Source organism: Ensifer sp. B1-9 (assembly GCF_050474445.1).
In the GTDB taxonomy this organism is placed as follows: domain Bacteria; phylum Pseudomonadota; class Alphaproteobacteria; order Rhizobiales; family Rhizobiaceae; genus Ensifer.
Map to the genome: position 1 here is coordinate 82,630 of NZ_JBCHVG010000003.1, position 17,627 is coordinate 100,256.

General features: G+C 60.8%; 16 protein-coding genes and 1 pseudogene. 13 read left to right on the forward strand and 4 right to left on the reverse strand.

Annotated elements, in window-relative coordinates:
* The first annotated feature begins 3 nt into the window (after positions 1-3).
* Positions 4-399, forward strand: a complete 396-nt coding sequence (locus tag ACQ5BM_RS06140) for a GSU2403 family nucleotidyltransferase fold protein (protein ID WP_429809172.1) — start codon at positions 4-6, stop codon at positions 397-399.
* A 391-nt stretch (positions 400-790) separates the two neighbouring features.
* Here the strand turns inward: ACQ5BM_RS06140 and ACQ5BM_RS06145 are convergent, their stop codons facing one another.
* On the reverse strand, positions 791-1,030 hold the full coding sequence (locus ACQ5BM_RS06145; RefSeq protein ID WP_429809175.1) for a hypothetical protein: 240 nt from the start codon (positions 1,028-1,030) through the stop codon (positions 791-793).
* Between the two features lie 214 nt (positions 1,031-1,244).
* On the opposite strand from ACQ5BM_RS06145, the gene ACQ5BM_RS06150 reads away from it, so the two are divergent.
* The 6 genes from ACQ5BM_RS06150 to ACQ5BM_RS06175 all read left to right on the forward strand — a co-directional run bounded on the left by ACQ5BM_RS06150 (position 1,245) and on the right by ACQ5BM_RS06175 (position 7,442).
* Positions 1,245-2,198 carry an SDR family oxidoreductase gene (locus tag ACQ5BM_RS06150; RefSeq protein WP_429809177.1) on the forward strand — a complete coding sequence of 318 codons (954 nt, stop codon included), beginning with the start codon at positions 1,245-1,247 and terminating at the stop codon, positions 2,196-2,198.
* Between the two features lie 143 nt (positions 2,199-2,341).
* A complete protein-coding gene (locus tag ACQ5BM_RS06155) occupies positions 2,342-2,596 on the forward strand; it encodes a FitA-like ribbon-helix-helix domain-containing protein (RefSeq protein ID WP_429809180.1) in 255 nt (84 codons plus the stop codon).
* Positions 2,593-3,018, forward strand: a complete 426-nt coding sequence (locus ACQ5BM_RS06160; protein ID WP_429809182.1) for a type II toxin-antitoxin system VapC family toxin — start codon at positions 2,593-2,595, stop codon at positions 3,016-3,018. The genes ACQ5BM_RS06155 and ACQ5BM_RS06160 overlap by 4 nt, the downstream gene beginning before the upstream one ends.
* Positions 3,019-3,958: 940 nt before the next feature.
* On the forward strand, positions 3,959-4,936 hold the full coding sequence (locus tag ACQ5BM_RS06165) for a sugar-binding transcriptional regulator (protein ID WP_429809184.1): 978 nt from the start codon (positions 3,959-3,961) through the stop codon (positions 4,934-4,936).
* 56 nt (positions 4,937-4,992) lie between these two features.
* Positions 4,993-7,047: a bifunctional aldolase/short-chain dehydrogenase gene (locus ACQ5BM_RS06170; protein ID WP_429809186.1), complete on the forward strand. Its 2,055-nt coding sequence runs from the start codon at positions 4,993-4,995 to the stop codon at positions 7,045-7,047.
* Between the two features lie 32 nt (positions 7,048-7,079).
* Positions 7,080-7,442, forward strand: coding sequence for a hypothetical protein (locus ACQ5BM_RS06175; RefSeq protein ID WP_429809188.1), 363 nt, complete (start codon positions 7,080-7,082; stop codon positions 7,440-7,442).
* Positions 7,443-7,683: 241 nt separating this feature from the next.
* Here the strand turns inward: ACQ5BM_RS06175 and ACQ5BM_RS06180 are convergent, their stop codons facing one another.
* The 3 genes from ACQ5BM_RS06180 to ACQ5BM_RS06190 are packed head-to-tail and all read right to left on the reverse strand — an operon-like array spanning position 7,684 to position 11,341.
* Positions 7,684-8,727: a substrate-binding domain-containing protein gene (locus tag ACQ5BM_RS06180; RefSeq protein WP_429809190.1), complete on the reverse strand. Its 1,044-nt coding sequence runs from the start codon at positions 8,725-8,727 to the stop codon at positions 7,684-7,686.
* Between the two features lie 50 nt (positions 8,728-8,777).
* Positions 8,778-9,827, reverse strand: coding sequence for an ABC transporter permease (locus ACQ5BM_RS06185; protein ID WP_429809192.1), 1,050 nt, complete (start codon positions 9,825-9,827; stop codon positions 8,778-8,780).
* Entirely contained in the window at positions 9,824-11,341 is a 1,518-nt protein-coding gene (locus ACQ5BM_RS06190) for a sugar ABC transporter ATP-binding protein (protein ID WP_429809194.1), read from the reverse strand. The genes ACQ5BM_RS06185 and ACQ5BM_RS06190 overlap by 4 nt, the downstream gene beginning before the upstream one ends.
* Before the next feature lie 146 nt (positions 11,342-11,487).
* Here ACQ5BM_RS06190 and mtnK point away from each other — a divergent pair, with 146 nt between their 5' ends.
* The 6 genes and pseudogenes from mtnK to ACQ5BM_RS06220 all read left to right on the forward strand — a co-directional run.
* Positions 11,488-12,759: an S-methyl-5-thioribose kinase gene (gene mtnK / locus ACQ5BM_RS06195; protein WP_429809196.1), complete on the forward strand. Its 1,272-nt coding sequence runs from the start codon at positions 11,488-11,490 to the stop codon at positions 12,757-12,759.
* Positions 12,756-13,859 (forward strand): S-methyl-5-thioribose-1-phosphate isomerase, encoded by a 1,104-nt coding sequence (mtnA, locus tag ACQ5BM_RS06200; RefSeq protein WP_429809197.1) that lies wholly within the window; start codon positions 12,756-12,758, stop codon positions 13,857-13,859. The genes mtnK and mtnA overlap by 4 nt, the downstream gene beginning before the upstream one ends.
* The gene (locus tag ACQ5BM_RS06205; RefSeq protein WP_429809199.1) at positions 13,856-14,791 is read left to right on the forward strand and encodes a transketolase; all 936 of its coding nucleotides are present in this window, start codon (positions 13,856-13,858) and stop codon (positions 14,789-14,791) included. Before mtnA ends, ACQ5BM_RS06205 begins: the two co-directional genes overlap by 4 nt.
* 2 nt (positions 14,792-14,793) lie before the next feature.
* Positions 14,794-15,795 carry a transketolase family protein gene (locus tag ACQ5BM_RS06210; protein ID WP_429809200.1) on the forward strand — a complete coding sequence of 334 codons (1,002 nt, stop codon included), beginning with the start codon at positions 14,794-14,796 and terminating at the stop codon, positions 15,793-15,795.
* Entirely contained in the window at positions 15,795-16,922 is a 1,128-nt protein-coding gene (locus ACQ5BM_RS06215) for a RuBisCO large subunit C-terminal-like domain-containing protein (RefSeq protein ID WP_429809202.1), read from the forward strand. Before ACQ5BM_RS06210 ends, ACQ5BM_RS06215 begins: the two co-directional genes overlap by 1 nt.
* Before the next feature lie 244 nt (positions 16,923-17,166).
* A pseudogene (locus tag ACQ5BM_RS06220) lies at positions 17,167-17,577 on the forward strand (ISKra4 family transposase); the annotation flags it as partial.
* Between the last annotated feature and the right edge of the window lie 50 nt (positions 17,578-17,627).

Genomic DNA, 17,627 nt, shown 5'->3' on the forward strand with positions numbered 1-17,627 from the left:
TGGATGTCGTTGGAGTGGAAAGGCTCCGTAGAACCCACGCAGAGAAGGCTTCATACGTCACCTGCCGCCGATCGGCGACCTGTTGCGATCGGTCTATCTGATTTCCGGCCGATCGGGAGCTGTGGCTTCGTGCGCCTTGTCAGCAGCTCCGGCTATCGGGTGGAGTTTCTTACTTCGAACAGAGGCAGTGACGACTTTATTGACCAGCACGCAAGGATGCCTGCCCTGGGCGGTGCAGGTGCGGATCGGCTGCGCATCCCCGATTTCCTGATCAGTTACCCCAGTCGAACGATCCTGCTCCGCAAGTCCGGTGTTCCTGTGACAGTCCCAGCCCTGGAGCGCTACGTCATCCATAAGATTATCGTCGCGTCGCCACACCGATGGCCAGAGCACAGCTGAGCGTGCCAAAGACATTCGGTAGGTCGTGCTCTTGTTCGAAGCACTCCAGCAGACACGCCGAGCTCCGACTTGGCTTGACTACAATGAGGCATAGGAACGCGGCGCGAGTTGGCAGGAAGGCTCCGCGCCGGGGCACGCATGCTCATCGACAACGAGAGGGCCTGCTTCAGAGCTGTCTCCAGAGCCACGGAGATCGGGGAAGCGTCCAATAGGCCTCGGCGGGATCCGGGCCGCGACGGCAGGTGCGATCATCAACTATGTAGCGCTACCGAGCCGGATTTCGCGTCGTTACGACTCTCGCCGACTCGGCGGTAAATCCTTTGTTGGCAAGTGGATGGTCAAGAGACAGCAGAAATGAGCGCGAAGGTATCCATCGGCTCTTCACCGGCCCTCAGCTGCTCCGCCTTGACTCATTGGCGGCGAGCTTCGCCTTGAATTCGTCTACCGCCTTGGCGGGATCATCGAAGATCGGTGGGTCCTCGTCGGCAGCGTAGGTATCAAGGTCTGCGGCCATTTCATCCGTCGGCGCCTGTTCCGCGGACGCCTGTGTCTGGGCGAAGGTAACGTCGACTGGCATGGCCGCCAACGCCAGCACCGATGCCAGGCGAAGCGGATGAAAGAGTTTTGCCACGGTCGTTCTTCTGTGATCCGGTTAAACGTCTGTCGCCGTCGCGGCCCCCGCCAAGGCTCTTGAGAGTTTTCCCGCATGCCCTGACGTCCGAAATGCGGACACAACGCTGCCGTTCGCAAACTTAAGCGAGGACGTCGAGCATGCGATCGAGCAAACCTCGTCCAAACCTTTTTGCCCGCCCAACGTTTTACCTGTTCCATCAAAGGAGGTTCCAATGAAGTCCGAAACCGGTCACAAGCAGCGCGAAATCCAGAAGCAGGTGGAAGAGGCCGACAAGAAGCAAAAGCCGAAGACCTCCGGAGCCATGCAGGCGGGTGCTCGCCGTTATCCGGAGCCGCCGTTTCCAAAGGTGCATCAGGACAAGCCAGGCTCAGAGGCCGATCTTCCTGTCGCGCCCATGTATGATGCCCCGTTTTACAAGGGCTCAGGCAAGCTGAAAGACAAGGTGGCACTGATCACGGGGGGCGACTCCGGCATTGGTCGCTCGGTAGCGGTCCTTTTTGCTCGTGAAGGGGCGGATGTCGCAATCGTGCATCTCGAGGAACGCCAGGACGCAGAGGACACCAAGGCTGCTGTCGAGAAGGAGGGACGCAAGTGCCTTGTGATCAGAGGCGACGTTAAGGATGCAAGCTTCTGCCGCAAGGCAGTGGAAAAGACCGTGATGCAGCTCGGCCGCCTCGATATCCTCGTAAACAACGCCGCGTTTCAGGTTCACACGCACGGCATCGAGGACCTTACCGACGATCACTTTGACGAAACGCTGAAAACGAACCTCTACGGCTACTTCTACATGGCAAAAGCCGCGATTCCACATTTGAAGAACGGCTCGGCAATCATCAACACAGGATCGGTCACGGGTCTCACCGGGTCGAAGGAGCTTCTCGACTACTCCATGACAAAGGGCGGCATTCATGCATTCACCCGTGCTCTTTCGGGACAGCTCGTGTCCAAAGGTATTCGCGTGAACGCCGTCGCGCCCGGCCCGGTCTGGACGCCTCTCAATCCATCGGACAAGGAGGCGGAAGATGTGGAGAAGTTCGGTTCGGATACGCCGATGAAGCGTGCCGCGCAGCCAGAGGAAATTGCTCCGGCCTACGTCTTTCTCGCCTCTTCACAGATGTCGAGCTACATCACCGGCGAGATCCTGCCGATCGTTGGCGGTTACTGATCTCTCTTTGTGCAATTCGGGGTATCTGGTTCAAGTCTACTCAAGGCGTTAGTTCGTCTTCGTCGGACTTCAACTCCCTTGAAATCTTCCATCATCATGCGTACTTTGATATCAAAGTCATCATTTTGGCATAGGTGATATCAATGCCAGCGGTCACCATTCGCAATCTTTCTGACGAAACACATCGTGCTCTGCGGGTGCGAGCCGCCCATCATGGCCGTAGCACCGAAGCTGAGATCCGTCACATCATCGAAGCCGCTGTTCGCCCATCTGAACGCTTGAAGCTGGGCTCATTACTAGTGGCTATTGGCCGCGACGCTGAGCTTTCCAATGTCGACGTCGAAGCGCTGCAGAAAAATCGTGATCAGACCCCGGCTGAACCGATCACCTTCGAATGATCTTGCTTGACACCAACGTAATTTCCGAGCCGTGGAAACCGGCTCCCGATGAGCAAGTGGTCGCCTGGCTAGATGCCCAAGCCATCGAGACGCTGTTCCTTTCCGCAATCACAGTTGCTGAACTTCGCTTCGGGATTGCCGCTATGCCTTTGGGGAAGCGACAAACAATCCTTCGCAGTCGTCTTGAGGGTGAAGTGCTGCCGCTTTTTTCCGGGCGCATCCTGTCCTTCAATCTAGCAAGTTCGCAGTTGTACTCGGAACTGATGGTGCGCGCTCGACTGCCTGGAAGGGCGATCGGCACGTCCGATGGCTACATAGCAGCAACAGCAGCAGGGAACGACTTGGCGGTCGCAACCCGCGACACAAGCCCGTTTGAGGCTGTCGGGTTGAGGGTGATTAATCCCTGGGCCCAGCGACGATAGTGTCAATCTACGTGTCGCCGGTTCGTATCCGTATCCGTCAAGGCGAAGGATAGGAAAAGTCCGGACTGAGCGGCATGTTGCCGGCTTCCAGTGGTCTCAAGCGGATGGAGAGTCCGCGTTGCTGCCTTTGATCTGAACGGAATTTCAGCGTCGGACCTAGTAATGAGTCGGAAGGCCCACGCAGCGTAGGTTACAATCGTGGCCGTTGTGTCGCCATACCAAGCGTAGCGCGAGTCCCAAAGCCACCAGAAACTTGCCTTCCTAGAAAAGCCGGCCCCAGAGTGAAATCCCCTGCGGTACCCGGAATTTCAGCTGCATCTCAACCTCGAGTTTGACCTTTGGGACCGAACGCGATGGTCGTGTGGCAAGCTCCCGGAATCCTGCGCGCAGCTGGACATAAATCGGGTTATTGCATTTGCCAAGTCAGCCTCAGGCCAATGGATCGCGACGATCAACTAGCCTGATAAGGCTCACGCGGGCTCATACGCGCGCTTGAGACTTCTTTGACGGCTTTTCTCTGGTCCCATACCGTTACGCGCCGCGTACAACAACGATGGAGGCGCCCGAGTTGAGCTCGGGGTGCTCCACGCCTGTCAGGGCGAGGCTTGGGAAGGTCTTGCGGATTGTCGCCCGCTGCGCAGTCTTCTTCGAAGATGGCGTGCATGCGTGGAAGACGGGCTTGTTTGAAGGCGTTTCGGTTTTTCTGCCAGAAGACGTTGATCCGCAGCCACGGTCGTTTTCAAGATGGAGATACCGGCCGTGCGAAGGCAACCGTTCCGGAATCTGACCCGGCGAATGTTCTCGAAGCCGAAATGCTAATTGTCATCGATCCTGACGGGAAGAGGTGATCTGGCACTGGCTCTGGGGCCTAAAGCACTATCATGTTGACTTTTGTCATCATTGATGAATTATGTCAAAATAACCTTGTGAGAGACCACTCATGCCACCCCGTGCCACCGATCAGCTCATCCACAGGGCCGCATGGCTCTATTATGCGCATGGACTGCGCCAGGACGAAGTGGCCGATAGGCTCGATATTTCCCGCGCATCCGTCACGCTCTATCTGCGCAAGGCCCGTGAGATGGGTATGGTTACGATCGCGACCTCGACGGAACTCTTTTCTCACGATGTTCTTGCACGCGAGGTCGAGGATGCAATAGGCCTCACGAGCGCCTGGCTCGTGCCTGAGGACAAGGTCATCGATCCGGCCGCCGAGATGCCGGTTGTCGCGGCTTCAATCTTCCTCGAACTCATCAACAAGGGCGACCGTGTTGGCGTTGCCTGGGGCCGTACCGTCTACAACATCGCCGACGTCATGCCCTTTGCCGATTTGCGCGGCGTCACGGTGGTACAGCTCTGCGGCAACCTCGGCGCACCCTATTCCTACCGTCCCGACCAATGCACCACTGAAATTGCCCGCCGCCTCAACGCGGAAGGCATAAACTTCTATGCGCCGCTCGTTCTTTCGTCAGAGCGGCTTGCGCAGGAGCTTCGCGGCGAACCTGTCATCAAGGAGCAGCTTGGCACTATCTCCGACTGTGGGCTCGCACTCTATTCCGTCGGTGGCATTGAGGATGACAGCCATCTCGTCAAGTGCGGTGCGCTTTCTTCAGCAGACATGCATGCGATGGGCGAAAAGGGTGCGGCCGGCGTGATCGCCGGGCAGCTCATCGATCGCGACGGTCAATGGATGGACTGCGAGCATAATCGCCGCTGCATCTCGGCCGACCTCGATTCCATTCGCGCAATCAAGAAGCGCATGCTGGTGGTGCAGGAGGACAGCAAGTTTGAACCGTTGATGGCGGCTCTGAAGGGCGGATTTGCTTCGCACCTCGTCGTCACGGAGTCGATGGCGCGGCGTGTCCTGGATCGCTGGAGCCGCGAAGGGCTTGGCAAGAGCGGCTCAGGCAAGGCCTGAGCTTCGTGTTTGGGTCCGCCGATACCGGCTGGCCGGTTTATCGGGAGGCTGAATATATGGAAAATCTCTGGCGTGACGACGAGGCGGAAAAGGTCGTTGCGGGCTACCTGGCGAAGGGTATCAACCGCGATCTGGCGCTGCGTACCTATACGACGCGCCTGCTTGGCGGCGAGCCACGCCTCGTTCTGCACGGCGGCGGCAACACTTCGGTTAAGACCGAAATTATCGACCTCGTCGGCGACACGCACACTGTTCTCTGCGTCAAGGGCAGCGGCTGGGACATGGGCACGATCGAGCCGGCAGGATTGCCTGCCGTCAAGATCCCCCCCTTGCTCAAGAGCCGCAAGCTCGAAAAGCTCTCTGACGAAGACATGGTAACGCTGTTGCGCGCCAATCTCATCGATCCCGCCTCTCCAAATCCGTCGGTGGAAGCGCTGCTGCATGCCTTCCTGCCGCACAAGTTTGTCGACCACACGCATTCGACCGCCATCCTCGCCATCGCTGACCAGGCGAAAAGCCGCGAGATGTGCGGCGAGCTCTTCGGCAAGAAGATGGGCTTCGTGCCCTACATCATGCCGGGCTTTGCGCTCGCCAAGGCGGCGGCCGAAATGTTCGATCGGGACCCGACGGTCGAAGGTCTGATCCTCGACAAGCACGGCATCTTCACCTTCGGCGAGACGGCCAAGGAAGCCTATGACCGCATGATCCACTATGTCAGCGTCGCCGAGGATCATGTTAAGGCGAACGGGCGCAACCCGTTCACGCCGGCTGCCCTACCCGCCAACCTTCCGAGTGCAATAGACATCGCGCCGATGCTGCGCGGCGCCGTTGCCGTCGACAAGGGCGAGGGCCGCTATGAGCGGATGGTGAGCGTCTTCCGTTCCTCGCCTGAAATCCTCGACTTCGTCAACGCGGCGCAGGTTCAGGAGATGGCCGCCAGGGGCGTTTCAACGCCCGACCTTTCCATCCGTATCAAGACGGGTCCGATGGTGCTTCCGGCGACGGCCAAGGACGATCTCTCCAGCTACCGAGCCGTGATCGACGAGCGCGTCGCCGCCTTTGCCGCTGACTACACCGAGTATTTCCGCAGCAACGACGCCCGCGACGGCGTCAAGCGCATCATGCTCGATCCGATGCCGCGGCTGACGCTGGTGCCGGGGCTCGGCATGTTCGGCCATGGCCGGACCTACAAGGATGCGACGATTGCGGTCGATGTCGGCGAGATGTGGATCGAGGCGGCGCGCGACGCCGAGAGCGTCGGACGGTTCGAACCGGTGAGCCGTCCGGATCTTTTTGACCTCGAATACTGGTCGCTGGAACAAGCGAAGCTCGCCGGCGCCAAGCCGAAGCCGTTTACCGGCCAGGTCGCGCTCGTCACCGGCGGTGCCGGTGCCATTGGCGCGGCAATCGTCAAGGCCTTCGTTGCGGAAGGCGCCCATGCAGTCGTGCTCGATCTCGATGGAGAGAAAGCGGCCGCGGTCGCGAAATCCGCCGGCAACAATTCGATCGGCATCGCCTGCGACATCACCGATCCTGCATCCGTTCGCGGCGCTTTCGACAAGGTGGTTGCGACCTTTGGCGGCGTCGACATCGTCGCCTCCAACGCTGGTGCTGCCTGGGAAAGCCCGATTGCCACGATGGATGATGCCCTGCTGCGCCGCAGCTTCGAATTGAACTTCTTCGCCCACCAATCGGTAGCGCAGAATGCCGTGCGTATCATGAAGGCCCAAAAGACCGGCGGCGTGCTGCTCTTCAACGCTTCCAAGCAGGCGGTCAATCCGGGCGCAAAGTTCGGCGCCTACGGATTGCCGAAGGCGGCCACGCTGTTCCTGTCGCGGCAATATGCGCTCGAACACGGCGCCGACCATATTCGCGTCAATGCAGTCAATGCCGATCGCATCCGCTCGGGCCTGCTCAACGACGAAATGATCGCCAACCGAGCAGCGGCTCGCGGCCTCTCCGTCAAGGATTACATGGGCGGCAACCTGCTCGGCCTCGAAGTAACGGCGGAGGATGTGGCTCGCGCCTTCGTACACCACGCCCTCGCGGAGCGCACCACTGCGGACGTGACGACCGTGGACGGTGGCAATATCGCGGCAGCGATGCGCTGAGCGCCTTGGTCTTGGGATCGGAGTGCATGTAAATGTGCTCCGACCCCTCGCCGACCGGCAAGGGCAACCCGAACGGGCGGAAAATGAAGATCAGACAGACCATCGCAGGGGATGCTTCCCAGCCGAAAACTCGCCTTGGCCGATCCGACCCCACCGTGATGGCAACGGCCTATGAAAAGGTCGGTTTGATCGTGGCGTTGCTTCTGACGACAAAGGCGAAACTCGACCTGCTGACCTCGAAAGCACTCTACTTGGTGGAACAGGCGGGCGACGTGCGCGGCTGCGGTGGCTGGACGTTTGGTGAGCCGGACTCCGGGCGGATAAGCGAGGGGCTGGCGCATCTAAGCCATTTCGCCATCGACCCCGGTGCGCGCGGCAGGGTGTCGGCCGCCTGATCTTCAAGAAGTGCTGTCGCGCGGCGTCGGCGCAGGGCATATCGCGTTTCCAGGCTTTGCCAGCTTCAACGTCGAATCCTTCCACGCCGGTATGGGGCTGAAGCGGCTAGCAATCGTGATGATCCCGATACCGGAGAATGTGCCCTTTCCCGTTGTGCTGATGGAGGGCCCCGTCGAAGGTGTTCCATAACAAAAAGGGCGGCACACTCGCCGCCCCTTCCTCATTCCGCCGTTCGCAAAATCAGGGCTTCGGCATCCACGCCGGCATGGCAACCTCTGCATGGGCGAACTGGGGCAGCTTCACGCCGAGTTCCTCCATGTTCTTGATGTCCTGATCATTCAGGTCCTTCTGGGTGATCAGCGTCGGCGGCACGATGACCTGGCGGCCAGGATCTTCGCCGGCGAGAAGCATGGCGAGCGAACGAACCGATACCTGACCGACGACGGCCGGATTCGTGGCAGCAGTCGCGGTCCAGGCCGAACCAGATTCACGCATGGCTGCGATATCGGACGTCGAGATGTCGGCCGAGTAGATCTTCACGCTCGAGGAAAGCCCGGCCTCGTCGACCGCAATCTTCACACCCTTGGCGAATTCGTCGTAAGGCGCGAACATCACGGTGATGTCGGGCTTCGCCGAGATGACCGCGCGGGCCTGATTGGCGACCGAATTGGCAATCGGATTGTCCATCGTTCCGAACTGGGCGGCTTCCTCGATGCCGGAGTACTTCGCCTTGAATTCCTTCCACGTCTCATCGCGGCGATCGAGCGGCGCGATGCCGGCAACATAGACGTAACCGGCCTTGAAGCTCTCGCCGTTGTCCTTGACGGCCTGCTCGAGCGCAAGACGGGCGAGGTCTCGGTCGGACTGTTCGACCTGCGGGATCTTCTCGTTCTCGACGTTGACGTCAAAGGCGACAACCTTGATGCCGGCGTCAACGGCGCGCTGCGCGGCTTCCTTCATGGATTCCGTAAGCCCATGCTGGATGATGATGCCCTGCACGCCAAGCGCGATCGCCTGGTCGACCATGTCGGCCTGCAATGCGGCATCCTGGCGGCTGTCGAAGACCTGGAGCTGCACCCCGAGCGCCTTGGCCTGGGCCTCGACACCGGCAAGGTAGGACTGGAAGAAGTCGCCGGTCGAAAGGTAGCGGACGAGCGCGATTTTCACGTCGCCCGGCTTGTCGAACGGCTTCGGCATGTCGGCGGCAAAGGACGGCACGCCGAATGCGGCCGTACCCAATAACCCGAGCGTCAACCCGCCCAGGTTTCTGCGAGTTATGTTCATGTCAGTCTCCTCCACTGGTGAACTTTTATTATCCGCCGAAGGACACTCCCTCAGCGTTTGCCTCTTTTAGAGAGCGCAAAGGTGAAGATCAGGGCGATGACGAGCACCGCGCCCTTGACGAAATCCTGCGTATAGTAGGGCGCATTCATCATCGTCAGACCCTGCAGAAGGATGCCGACGAAAAGCGCGCCGATGGCCGTACCGAAGGCGTTCGGCTTGGCGGCACCGAGGACCGCGAAGCCGATCAGCGCGGCGGCAACGGCATCGAGCAGCAGATTGTTGCCGGAGGCGATGTCGCCGCGGCCAAGACGGGCGGCAAGCAGGATACCGCCGATCGAGGCGAAGACGCCGGAGATGATGTAAGCCGAGATCTTGTAGGCATTGACCGGGGCGCCGGCGAGACCGGCAGCGCGCTCGTTGGAACCGACGGCATACATCATCCGGCCGAAACGCGTGTATTCGAGGAAGAACCAGATCAGGATCGCCAGCACGATCAGGACCACGACCGAGACCGGCACGAGATTGGGCAGGATGAAATCGAAGCGATGGCGGCCGAGTGCAAGGAAGGCCGGGCTGAAGGTGCCGTCAGCGACGGATCCGTCCGGCATCGTCATGCCGGTGGCGATCGAACGGCCTTCCGTCGGAATTCGTTGAAGACCGAGCAGCAGGAACATCATGCCAAGCGTCGCCAGGAGATCCGGCACGCGCATGTAGACGATGATGATGCCGTTGACGAGACCGACCAGTACGCCAATCGCGAGGCAGACGAGCGTTGCCGTTACCGCATCCCCGTCCATGACCACCATCACATAGGATGAGGCCATCATCGCCGTCGTCGCAACGGAGCCGATCGAAAGGTCGAAACCGCCGACCACAAGCGTCGCGGTCACGCCCAGTGCCAGAATGCCAGTGATCGACACGGACTGTAGGATGAAGACAGCGCTTTGAGGCGAAGCGAACCCGCCGGTCACGAGCGAAAAATAGAGGACCAGCCCGGCCAGGAGCACCAGGAAGCCGTATTTGATCGCCGCCTCCCGGAAGCCCGACGCATTCGAAAGGACCGCAACCGGAGCTGCGGATTTGCTCTGTTCACTGCTCATGACGCATGCACCTGTTGATAGAATTGACCGGCGATCTCCGACAGCAGCCGCTCGACGTCGATGTCGGAGTTGCGATGTTCGCCAACGATCGTCTGTTCCGACATGACGAGGATGCGGTCGGCGACCTCGAAGGCTTCATCGAGTTCCGTCAGGAACAGGATTGTGGCCCGCCCGGCAGCGGACGCGCGCAGCTTCTCACCGATGTCGCGGCGGGCGGCGATGTCCACACCCTGGAAGGGTTCGTCGAGGATAAGAAGGCGCGAAGGCTCGGAAAGCCAGCGTGCGACCATCACCTTCTGCTGGTTTCCGCCCGAAAGCGTCTGCAATTCATCACGTTCGTTGCGGCAGACCACACCAAGAGATGCGATCTGCTGGCGCGCCTTGGTTTTTTCTGCCTGCCGGCTCGAAACGCCGAACCGGGAGAGCCGGCGCAGGAACGGCAGGCTGATGTTCTCATAGATGTTGAAGTCAGGCACGATGCCGCTATCGCTCCGGTCCTTAGCAACGAGGAAGACGCCGCGGGCAATAGCCTGGCCGGTGCTCCTCGGTGCGTAGCCGGCACCGTCGAGAGCCATATCGCCGGCAAACGGTGCGCGCGCTCCAAACAAGGTTTCGGCGAGCGCCGTCTTGCCGACTCCCACGAGGCCGGTGACCGCAACAATTTCCCCATCGCCGAGGTCGAAATCAAACGGACGCGACTGTTCCGATAGCTTGAGACCGCGCACCTTGAAGATCGGCATACCGGCCTTGCGCAGGGCAACGGCGCCTGCCGAAACCTTGCGGCCGAGCATCGCGTTGACGGCGCCTTCGTAGTCAAGTTCCGGTCCCTCGAAACGGCCGCTAATGCGGCCGTCGCGGAGCGCGACGATGCTGTCAGCAAGTCGGCGGATGTCCGACATGCGGTGCGAAATATAGAGAATGGCGACGCCGCGGGCCTTCAACCGATCGACGAGATCGAAAAGGCGGTCGGCCTCGGCGCTCGACAGCGATGAGGTCGGCTCGTCGAGGATCAGCACCTTCGGCTCATGCGCCATGGCGCGGGCGATCGCCACCATCTGGCGGTCTGCGAGCGTCAGGTCGTTGATGTTGGCGCCAAGATCGATGGCAAGGCCCATTCGGGAAGCAACCGCGGCCGCTTCCCGCCGCACGCGGCGGGGGTTGAAGAAGAGCCGTGCGCCACGTCCATTTAATCGATCGAGCGTGAGATTGGTCGCGACGTCGAGGTCGGCCACGACGCCGTCATTGATGTTCTGGTGCACCGTCACGACACCGGCGCGGATCGCCTCGGCGGGCGTCGCGGGCTCGAAGGACGCACCGGCCAGCACGATCGTGCCGGCATCCCGCGTGTAGACGCCACTCAAGATGCGCACGAGCGTGGACTTTCCAGCACCATTCGCGCCCATGAGGACGGTAACCGCTCCAGCCTTGAGGTCGAGATCCACACCTCTAAGCACAGGTACTGGCCCAAAGGATTTGCGCACGCCCTCAACGCGAAACACTGCCTGTTCGCTCATTCTCTCCTCCCGATGAAGGCAGGTTAAGACGGACTTCAGTCAAATGTCAAGGCCATTGACATTTGACTGAATGCCGCATTAGTTGTGCCTATACACGGCATGGCTGCGCGCAGTGGAGGCGGCGCCATGCGTTGGAGGAGGACGACATGGACAAGCAAGTCTTCGAGGCGCTGAGCGCCGAGACGTTGCCGTTGAAGCTCGGCGGCAATGCTGTGTTTCGGGAAAAGATCGGCGCGGATTCCACGTGCTGGGAGGTCAAGGAAGTCGGCGACGGCAACCTCAATCTCGTCTTCATCGTGACAGGCGACAACGGCGCGGCAATCATCAAGCAGGCGCTTCCCTATGTGCGCCTCGTCGGTGAAAGCTGGCCTCTGCCGCTGAAACGTTCGTTCTTCGAATACCATGCGCTGGTGCGCCAAGCAGCGCGCGATCCGGGTCTCGTGCCGGAGATCTTCTTCTTCGATGAGGCGCAAGCCCTCATCGCGATGGAATACCTGACGCCGCACGTCATCCTCAGGCGTGCGCTGATCGACGGCCGGCAGCTGCCGAAGATTGGCCGCGATCTGGGCCTCTTTACCGCACGTACGCTGTTTCGCGGCTCGGATCTTTCCATGGCGACACGCGAGAAGAAGGCCGACCTCGCACTTTTTGCCGACAACGCTGAACTGTGCGACATCACGGAAAACCTCGTTTTTTCCGATCCCTATTTCGAGGCCAAGCTCAATCGGCACACGACACCGCAGCTCGATCCGATCGTTGCGGCGCTTCGCGCCGACCGTGATCTCAAGGTCGAGGCACAGAGGTTGAAGCACCTCTTCTCGGCCAAGGCCGAGACACTTTGCCATGGAGACCTCCACACCGGCTCGGTGATGGTCACCGACGACGAGACCCGCGTCATCGATCCGGAATTCGCTTTCTACGGACCGATCAGCTTTGACGTCGGCATGCTGCTCGCCAATTTCTGGATGAGCTATTTCTCGCAAGGCGGGCACGAGAACGCAGCCAGCGCCCGGGACGGCATGCGTACCTATCTGCTCGATACGATCGAAGTGATCTGGGAGACGTTCCGTGCCGAATTCGCAAATCTGTGGCGGACGGAGCGCAAGGGCATTCTCTACCAGGCAAGCCTCTTTGAGGACCGTAACGATCCCTTCGGCGCAGAACAGGCGCTTGAGATCGTCATGGACGAGATCTGGCGAGAGATGCTCGGCTTTGCCGGCGTCGAGATGCACCGCCGCATCCTGGGCCTCGCTCACAACGCCGATTTCGAAACCATCGCCGACCCCGACCGTCGTGCCGCCTGCGAAACCAAGGCGCTGAAGCTCGGGCGTCACCTCGCCGTCAACCGGCATCATATCCATGGCCTCAAGGACATCCGCGCAGTCGCGGAACGCCTTCAGAAGGAGACACTCGCGTGAAAGTCGGAGAACGCCACTACCATACGATCTGGCTCAACGAGGACGGCCGGTCCGTCGACATCATCGATCAGCGCTGGCTGCCGCACGAATTTCGCGTCGTGACCTTGGAAACCGTCGCGGATGTGGCCGTTGCCATTCACGACATGTGGGTGCGCGGCGCACCGCTGATCGGCGTCACTGCCGCCTATGGCATTGCGATCGCCATGGCGAACGATCCCTCGGACGCCCATCTCGACGCGGTCTGGGAAGAGCTCAATGAAACCCGCCCGACCGCGATCAACCTGCGCTGGGCCTTGAACGCCATGCGCGATCACCTCCGTCCACTGCCGGAAAACGAGCGCGCCAAGGCGGCCTATGAACGCGCCGCGGAGATCGCTGCGGAAGACATCGAACTCAACCGCGCCATCGGTGCAAACGGCTTGAAGATCATCCGCGAGATCGCGGCCAAAAAGGGCCCCGGCGAACCCGTCCGTATCCTCACCCATTGCAATGCCGGCTGGCTCGCGACCGTCGACTATGGCACTGCGACGGCGCCGATCTACATGGCGGTCGAAGAAGGCATTCCGGTGCATGTCTATGTCGACGAGACTCGACCGCGCAATCAGGGCGCCTACCTCACCGCCTGGGAAATGAACGGTCACGGTGTGCCACATACGCTCATCGTCGACAATGCCGGCGGGCACCTGATGCAGCACGGCGACGTCGATATGGTGATCGTCGGCACTGACCGGACAACCGCCAGTGGCGATGTTTGCAACAAGATCGGCACCTATCTGAAAGCCCTTGCCGCGCGTGACAATGACGTACCCTTCTACGTTGCCCTTCCCTCTCCCACGATCGACTGGACGGTTCATGACGGGGTCAAGGAAATCCCGATCGAGGAGCGGACCGCCGACGAGGTGAGCTTCGTCCAGGGGCGCGCCGCTGACGGAACGATTGCCAGCGTGCGCATCGCGCCGGAAGGCAGCCCCGCGGCAAACCCGGCCTTCGATGTCACGCCCGCCCGCCTCATCACCGGCCTCATCACCGAGCGCGGCATCGCGACGCCGTCGCCTGAGGGCCTGAGGGCGCTTTTCCCGGAACGGAGCGAGAGACGATGACCCTTTCGAACCGGAATTCCACCGAGGATATCGCGCTCGGCATTCGCCGGCGCGTCTTCTTCCACACCATGAAGAACAATGGCGGCTATCTCAGCCAGGCTTGTTCGGCCGCGGAGAGTCTGGCGCTGCTCTATAACGAGCTCTTGACATTGGGCGCGCCAACGCTGCCGAAGGTGCCGCTGCCTTTCCGTGGTGTGCCGTCAGCCCACAATCCCAATGCTTTCACCGGCGCCGGCTATCATGGATCGGTCGGTCCGCAATTCGACCGCTTCTTCATCTCGCCCGCCCACTATGCGCTCGTCATCTATTCGGCGCTGATCGAAATGGGGCGCATGGACGAACACGCGCTCGATCACTTCAACAAGGACGGCAGCTCGGTTGAAATGATCGGCGCCGAACACAGCCCCGGAATGGAAGTGACGACCGGCTCGCTGGCGCAGGGTCTTTCCATGGCGTCCGGTGTCGCCTTTGCGCGATTGCAAAAAAATGAGCCGGGCAAGGTCTGGGTCTACATGTCGGACGGGGAATTCCAGGAGGGGCAGACCTGGGAATGCCTTGCCGCGATGGCCCATCACCGCATCGACAACATCCGCGTCATCGTCGATGTGAACCGCCAGCAATGCGACGGCGCGATGTCTTCCGTGTTGGACCTTGGTGATCTCGCAGCTCGCATCAGCGCCTTCGGCGTCACCTGCCGATCAGTGGATGGCCACGACCTCGACGCGCTTAGAATGGCGGCCGCGAGTGCCGAACCTGGCAAGCCATTGGTCATTCTCGCCAATACGTCGCCCTATCGGGGCATGGTTTTCCTCAAGAAACGCTTCCCGCGCCTTCACTACGTCCGCTTCAAAAGTGCTGAGGAGCGGCTCGAAATGCAGGCGGCGCTGGCAGCCGAACTCGGCGTCGACATCGAAACAATGGAAGAGGCCTGAACATGGTCGAGATCGTCAATCGTCCCTACGCCAGGGCATTCGAGACCTTTGCCACCGCTCGGCCCGAGGTCATCTGCCTATCGGCCGATCTGACCTCCTCCTGCGAAGTCGACGGCTTCCGCGACCGGCATCCGATGCAGTTCCTCTCGCTTGGCATGGCCGAGCAGAACATGCTGTCCTTCGCCGGCGGGCTTGCGATGGAGGGCTACCGGCCGTTCATCCACACCTTCTCGGTCTTCCTTTACCGCCGTCCCTACGACCAGCTCATCAACTCCATCGCCTATTCCAATCGCAAGGTACGGCTAATGGGGTTCCTGCCGGGTATCACCACCCCCGGCGGCATCACCCACCAGGCGATCGAGGACGTTGCGGTTCTACGGGCCGTGCCCAACATGACGATCCTCGAGACCGGCGACGCGACCGAGGTGGAAACGGTGCTCGAAGTGGCCGACAGCATCGAGGGGCCGGTCTATGTCCGCGTGCTTCGCGGCGAGGTGCCCCGTCTCTTCTCGACACCTTTCGAGTTCAACAAGCTGCGCGTCCTGTCCGAAGGCGACGACATTCTCGTCGTATCCTCAGGGGTCTGCACGGAAGAAGCGTTGCGCGCCATCCAGCCTCTCGAAGCGCATGGGATCGGCATCTCCCACCTCCACGCTTCGACCCTGAAACCCTTCGACCGCGAGGGCCTGCTGAAAGCTGCGCGCGGCAAGAAGGGGATCGTCACGCTGGAAAATCACACCATCGTCGGTGGCCTTGGCTCGCTGGTTGCGGAAATCCTTGCTGAAGAGGGCCTGGGTGTCCGCCTGAAGCGCCTGGGCCTCCATGATACCTTCGCGCATGGCGCCTCCAAGCCTTACCTCATGAAGAAATATGGGCTCGACGCAGGGGCACTCGTCGCCGCGATCAGCGACCTCATAGGCAAGCCGCTTGTGATCACCGAGGATGAACTGGTGGAGGTCCGGATCGACCATGTTCATTCGGCGCAAAAAGCGGAGGCGCTCTAGTGGCTCCGCGTTTCACCGTCACCTATTTCATCCGCGCCCAGGACGCCGCTGAGGCCAAGGCGCGCGCGCTCGACATCGCGCTTGAGCAGACCGTCGAGATCCCGCGCAATGCGGTTCCGAAAGGCTACGTTGAAGACGAGATCCTCGGCCGGCTAGAGGCGCTTGAAAAGGATCTAAACGGCCGCGAAGGCTACCTCGCCTCCATCTCTTATTCAGAGGATGATGTCGGGGGCGACTTCCTTCAGTTTTTGAACATCGTCTTCGGCAACAGCTCCATCAAGCCCGGTCTCAGGGTCGAAGATATTCTTCCCTCACCCGGAATCCTCGAGCTCTGCAAGGGCCCTCGCCACGGCCTCGCAGGGCTGCGCGCCCGGGCAGGCATTGGCGAAAGCCCGCTGCTCATGTCGGCGATCAAGCCGGTCGGGCTTTCGACGTCGGCGCTCGCCCGCCTTGCCGGTGATTTTGCGCTCGGCGGCATGCACTTCATCAAGGACGATCACGGCCTTGTCGACCAGAAGACGGCGCCCTTTGCCGAACGGTTGAAAGCCTGCGTCGAAGTTGTCGGGGAAGCGAACTCCAGGAGCGGGGGCAAGGCGAGCTTTGTGCCGAATGTCACGGGGCCGGCGAATGCCGTGCTTGACCGGGCGAAAGAAGCCGAGGCGGCTGGCGCCGGCGCGGTGATGGTGGCGCCGGCGCTGGCCGGCTACGACGTCGTTCGCACGCTTGCAGCCGATCCGGAATTCGCGCTCCCCATCGTCACGCACCCGGCTTTCTCCGGTGCAAACGTGGTCTCACCCGATGGCGGGTTCTCTCACCGGGCCTACTTCGGCACTCTGCATCGCCTCATGGGTGCGGACGCGGTGATCTACCCGAATTTCGGCGGGCGCTTCGGCTTCACGCGCAAGGAGTGCCTATCGATTGCTAAGGCGTGTGCCGCTGACATGGGTGGGCCGAAGGCAATCGTAGCCGCGCCCGGCGGCGGCATGACGTTTGAGCGCGTACCGGAGATGCGCGAAGCCTACGGACGGGACGTGATGTATCTTGTCGGAGGTGCGCTGCTTCAGGAGTCCAACCTGGTTGACGCGTGTCGCCGTTTGGTCGCCGCGGTCGACCCTAAAGGGGACTGATTGAACGCGAGCCAGGTTGAGAATAGAACATCGCGAAGCAGGAGCTGACGCGGACGCTGGAGCGCGCCGTCCTGAAATTGGCGCCTGAACAAAGGCTTTTGTCCTACCGAGGACGTGGCCCGAGCAGGCCTGGAGTCGTATCCGGCGAGCATTGCTGTTATCTCTGGAGCTGCTCCTGGCGGCTTGGGGCGAAGATGTCTGTGCTTGTTGCCCTGCACAACTGACCTCGCGAAATCTCTGCGCTTCTATCGTGACGCTCTTTGGATCTTGCCAAGTGCGTGTGCCGTGGTGGTGCAGCTGTGCATGCGGGTCGACCGCGAGGTTGGGCACGGGAAGCGTCGAGACCCTGTTGAATGGCCGAGCTACGCCGGAGTTGGAGTGCATCCAAGCCGAACTGGGCTCCCGGTTGTCATTTCGAGAAGCAGCCCGTGTACTTGATATTTTTGTGCCGGCCACGCGGCCTCATAATCATCGAACCGTGAGCAACTGGCTGGGCAAATTTGCCGATCAGATCGAAAAGCGGGACGTCGCGGGCCCCTATCGTATCATTCGCGCCGGCAAGTCTCGCGTTTCCGTTTTCATTGATGGCGCCTATATTCGCGCGGTTCTCGGCTATCAAAGCCGGCATTTCGAGATCGCGATGGGACGCGTTGTGGGGAACCAAGTTCGGATTTCCGCGACACTTTTCGTTCGGCGGCATACTAT

What these genes read in the sequence shown, in the direction of transcription:
- ACQ5BM_RS06175 (WP_429809188.1), top strand. Translation starts at nt 7,080, where the DNA reads ATGTGCTCCGACCCCTCGCCGACCGGCAAGGGCAACCCGAACGGGCGG.
- ACQ5BM_RS06170 (WP_429809186.1), top strand. Translation starts at nt 4,993, where the DNA reads ATGGAAAATCTCTGGCGTGACGACGAGGCGGAAAAGGTCGTTGCGGGC.
- ACQ5BM_RS06155 (WP_429809180.1), top strand. Translation starts at nt 2,342, where the DNA reads ATGCCAGCGGTCACCATTCGCAATCTTTCTGACGAAACACATCGTGCT.
- ACQ5BM_RS06160 (WP_429809182.1), top strand. Translation starts at nt 2,593, where the DNA reads ATGATCTTGCTTGACACCAACGTAATTTCCGAGCCGTGGAAACCGGCT.
- ACQ5BM_RS06190 (WP_429809194.1), bottom strand. Translation starts at nt 11,341, where the DNA reads ATGAGCGAACAGGCAGTGTTTCGCGTTGAGGGCGTGCGCAAATCCTTT.
- ACQ5BM_RS06140 (WP_429809172.1), top strand. Translation starts at nt 4, where the DNA reads ATGTCGTTGGAGTGGAAAGGCTCCGTAGAACCCACGCAGAGAAGGCTT.
- ACQ5BM_RS06165 (WP_429809184.1), top strand. Translation starts at nt 3,959, where the DNA reads ATGCCACCCCGTGCCACCGATCAGCTCATCCACAGGGCCGCATGGCTC.
- ACQ5BM_RS06205 (WP_429809199.1), top strand. Translation starts at nt 13,856, where the DNA reads ATGACCCTTTCGAACCGGAATTCCACCGAGGATATCGCGCTCGGCATT.
- mtnK (WP_429809196.1), top strand. Translation starts at nt 11,488, where the DNA reads ATGGACAAGCAAGTCTTCGAGGCGCTGAGCGCCGAGACGTTGCCGTTG.
- ACQ5BM_RS06185 (WP_429809192.1), bottom strand. Translation starts at nt 9,827, where the DNA reads ATGAGCAGTGAACAGAGCAAATCCGCAGCTCCGGTTGCGGTCCTTTCG.
- ACQ5BM_RS06180 (WP_429809190.1), bottom strand. Translation starts at nt 8,727, where the DNA reads ATGAACATAACTCGCAGAAACCTGGGCGGGTTGACGCTCGGGTTATTG.
- ACQ5BM_RS06150 (WP_429809177.1), top strand. Translation starts at nt 1,245, where the DNA reads ATGAAGTCCGAAACCGGTCACAAGCAGCGCGAAATCCAGAAGCAGGTG.
- ACQ5BM_RS06210 (WP_429809200.1), top strand. Translation starts at nt 14,794, where the DNA reads ATGGTCGAGATCGTCAATCGTCCCTACGCCAGGGCATTCGAGACCTTT.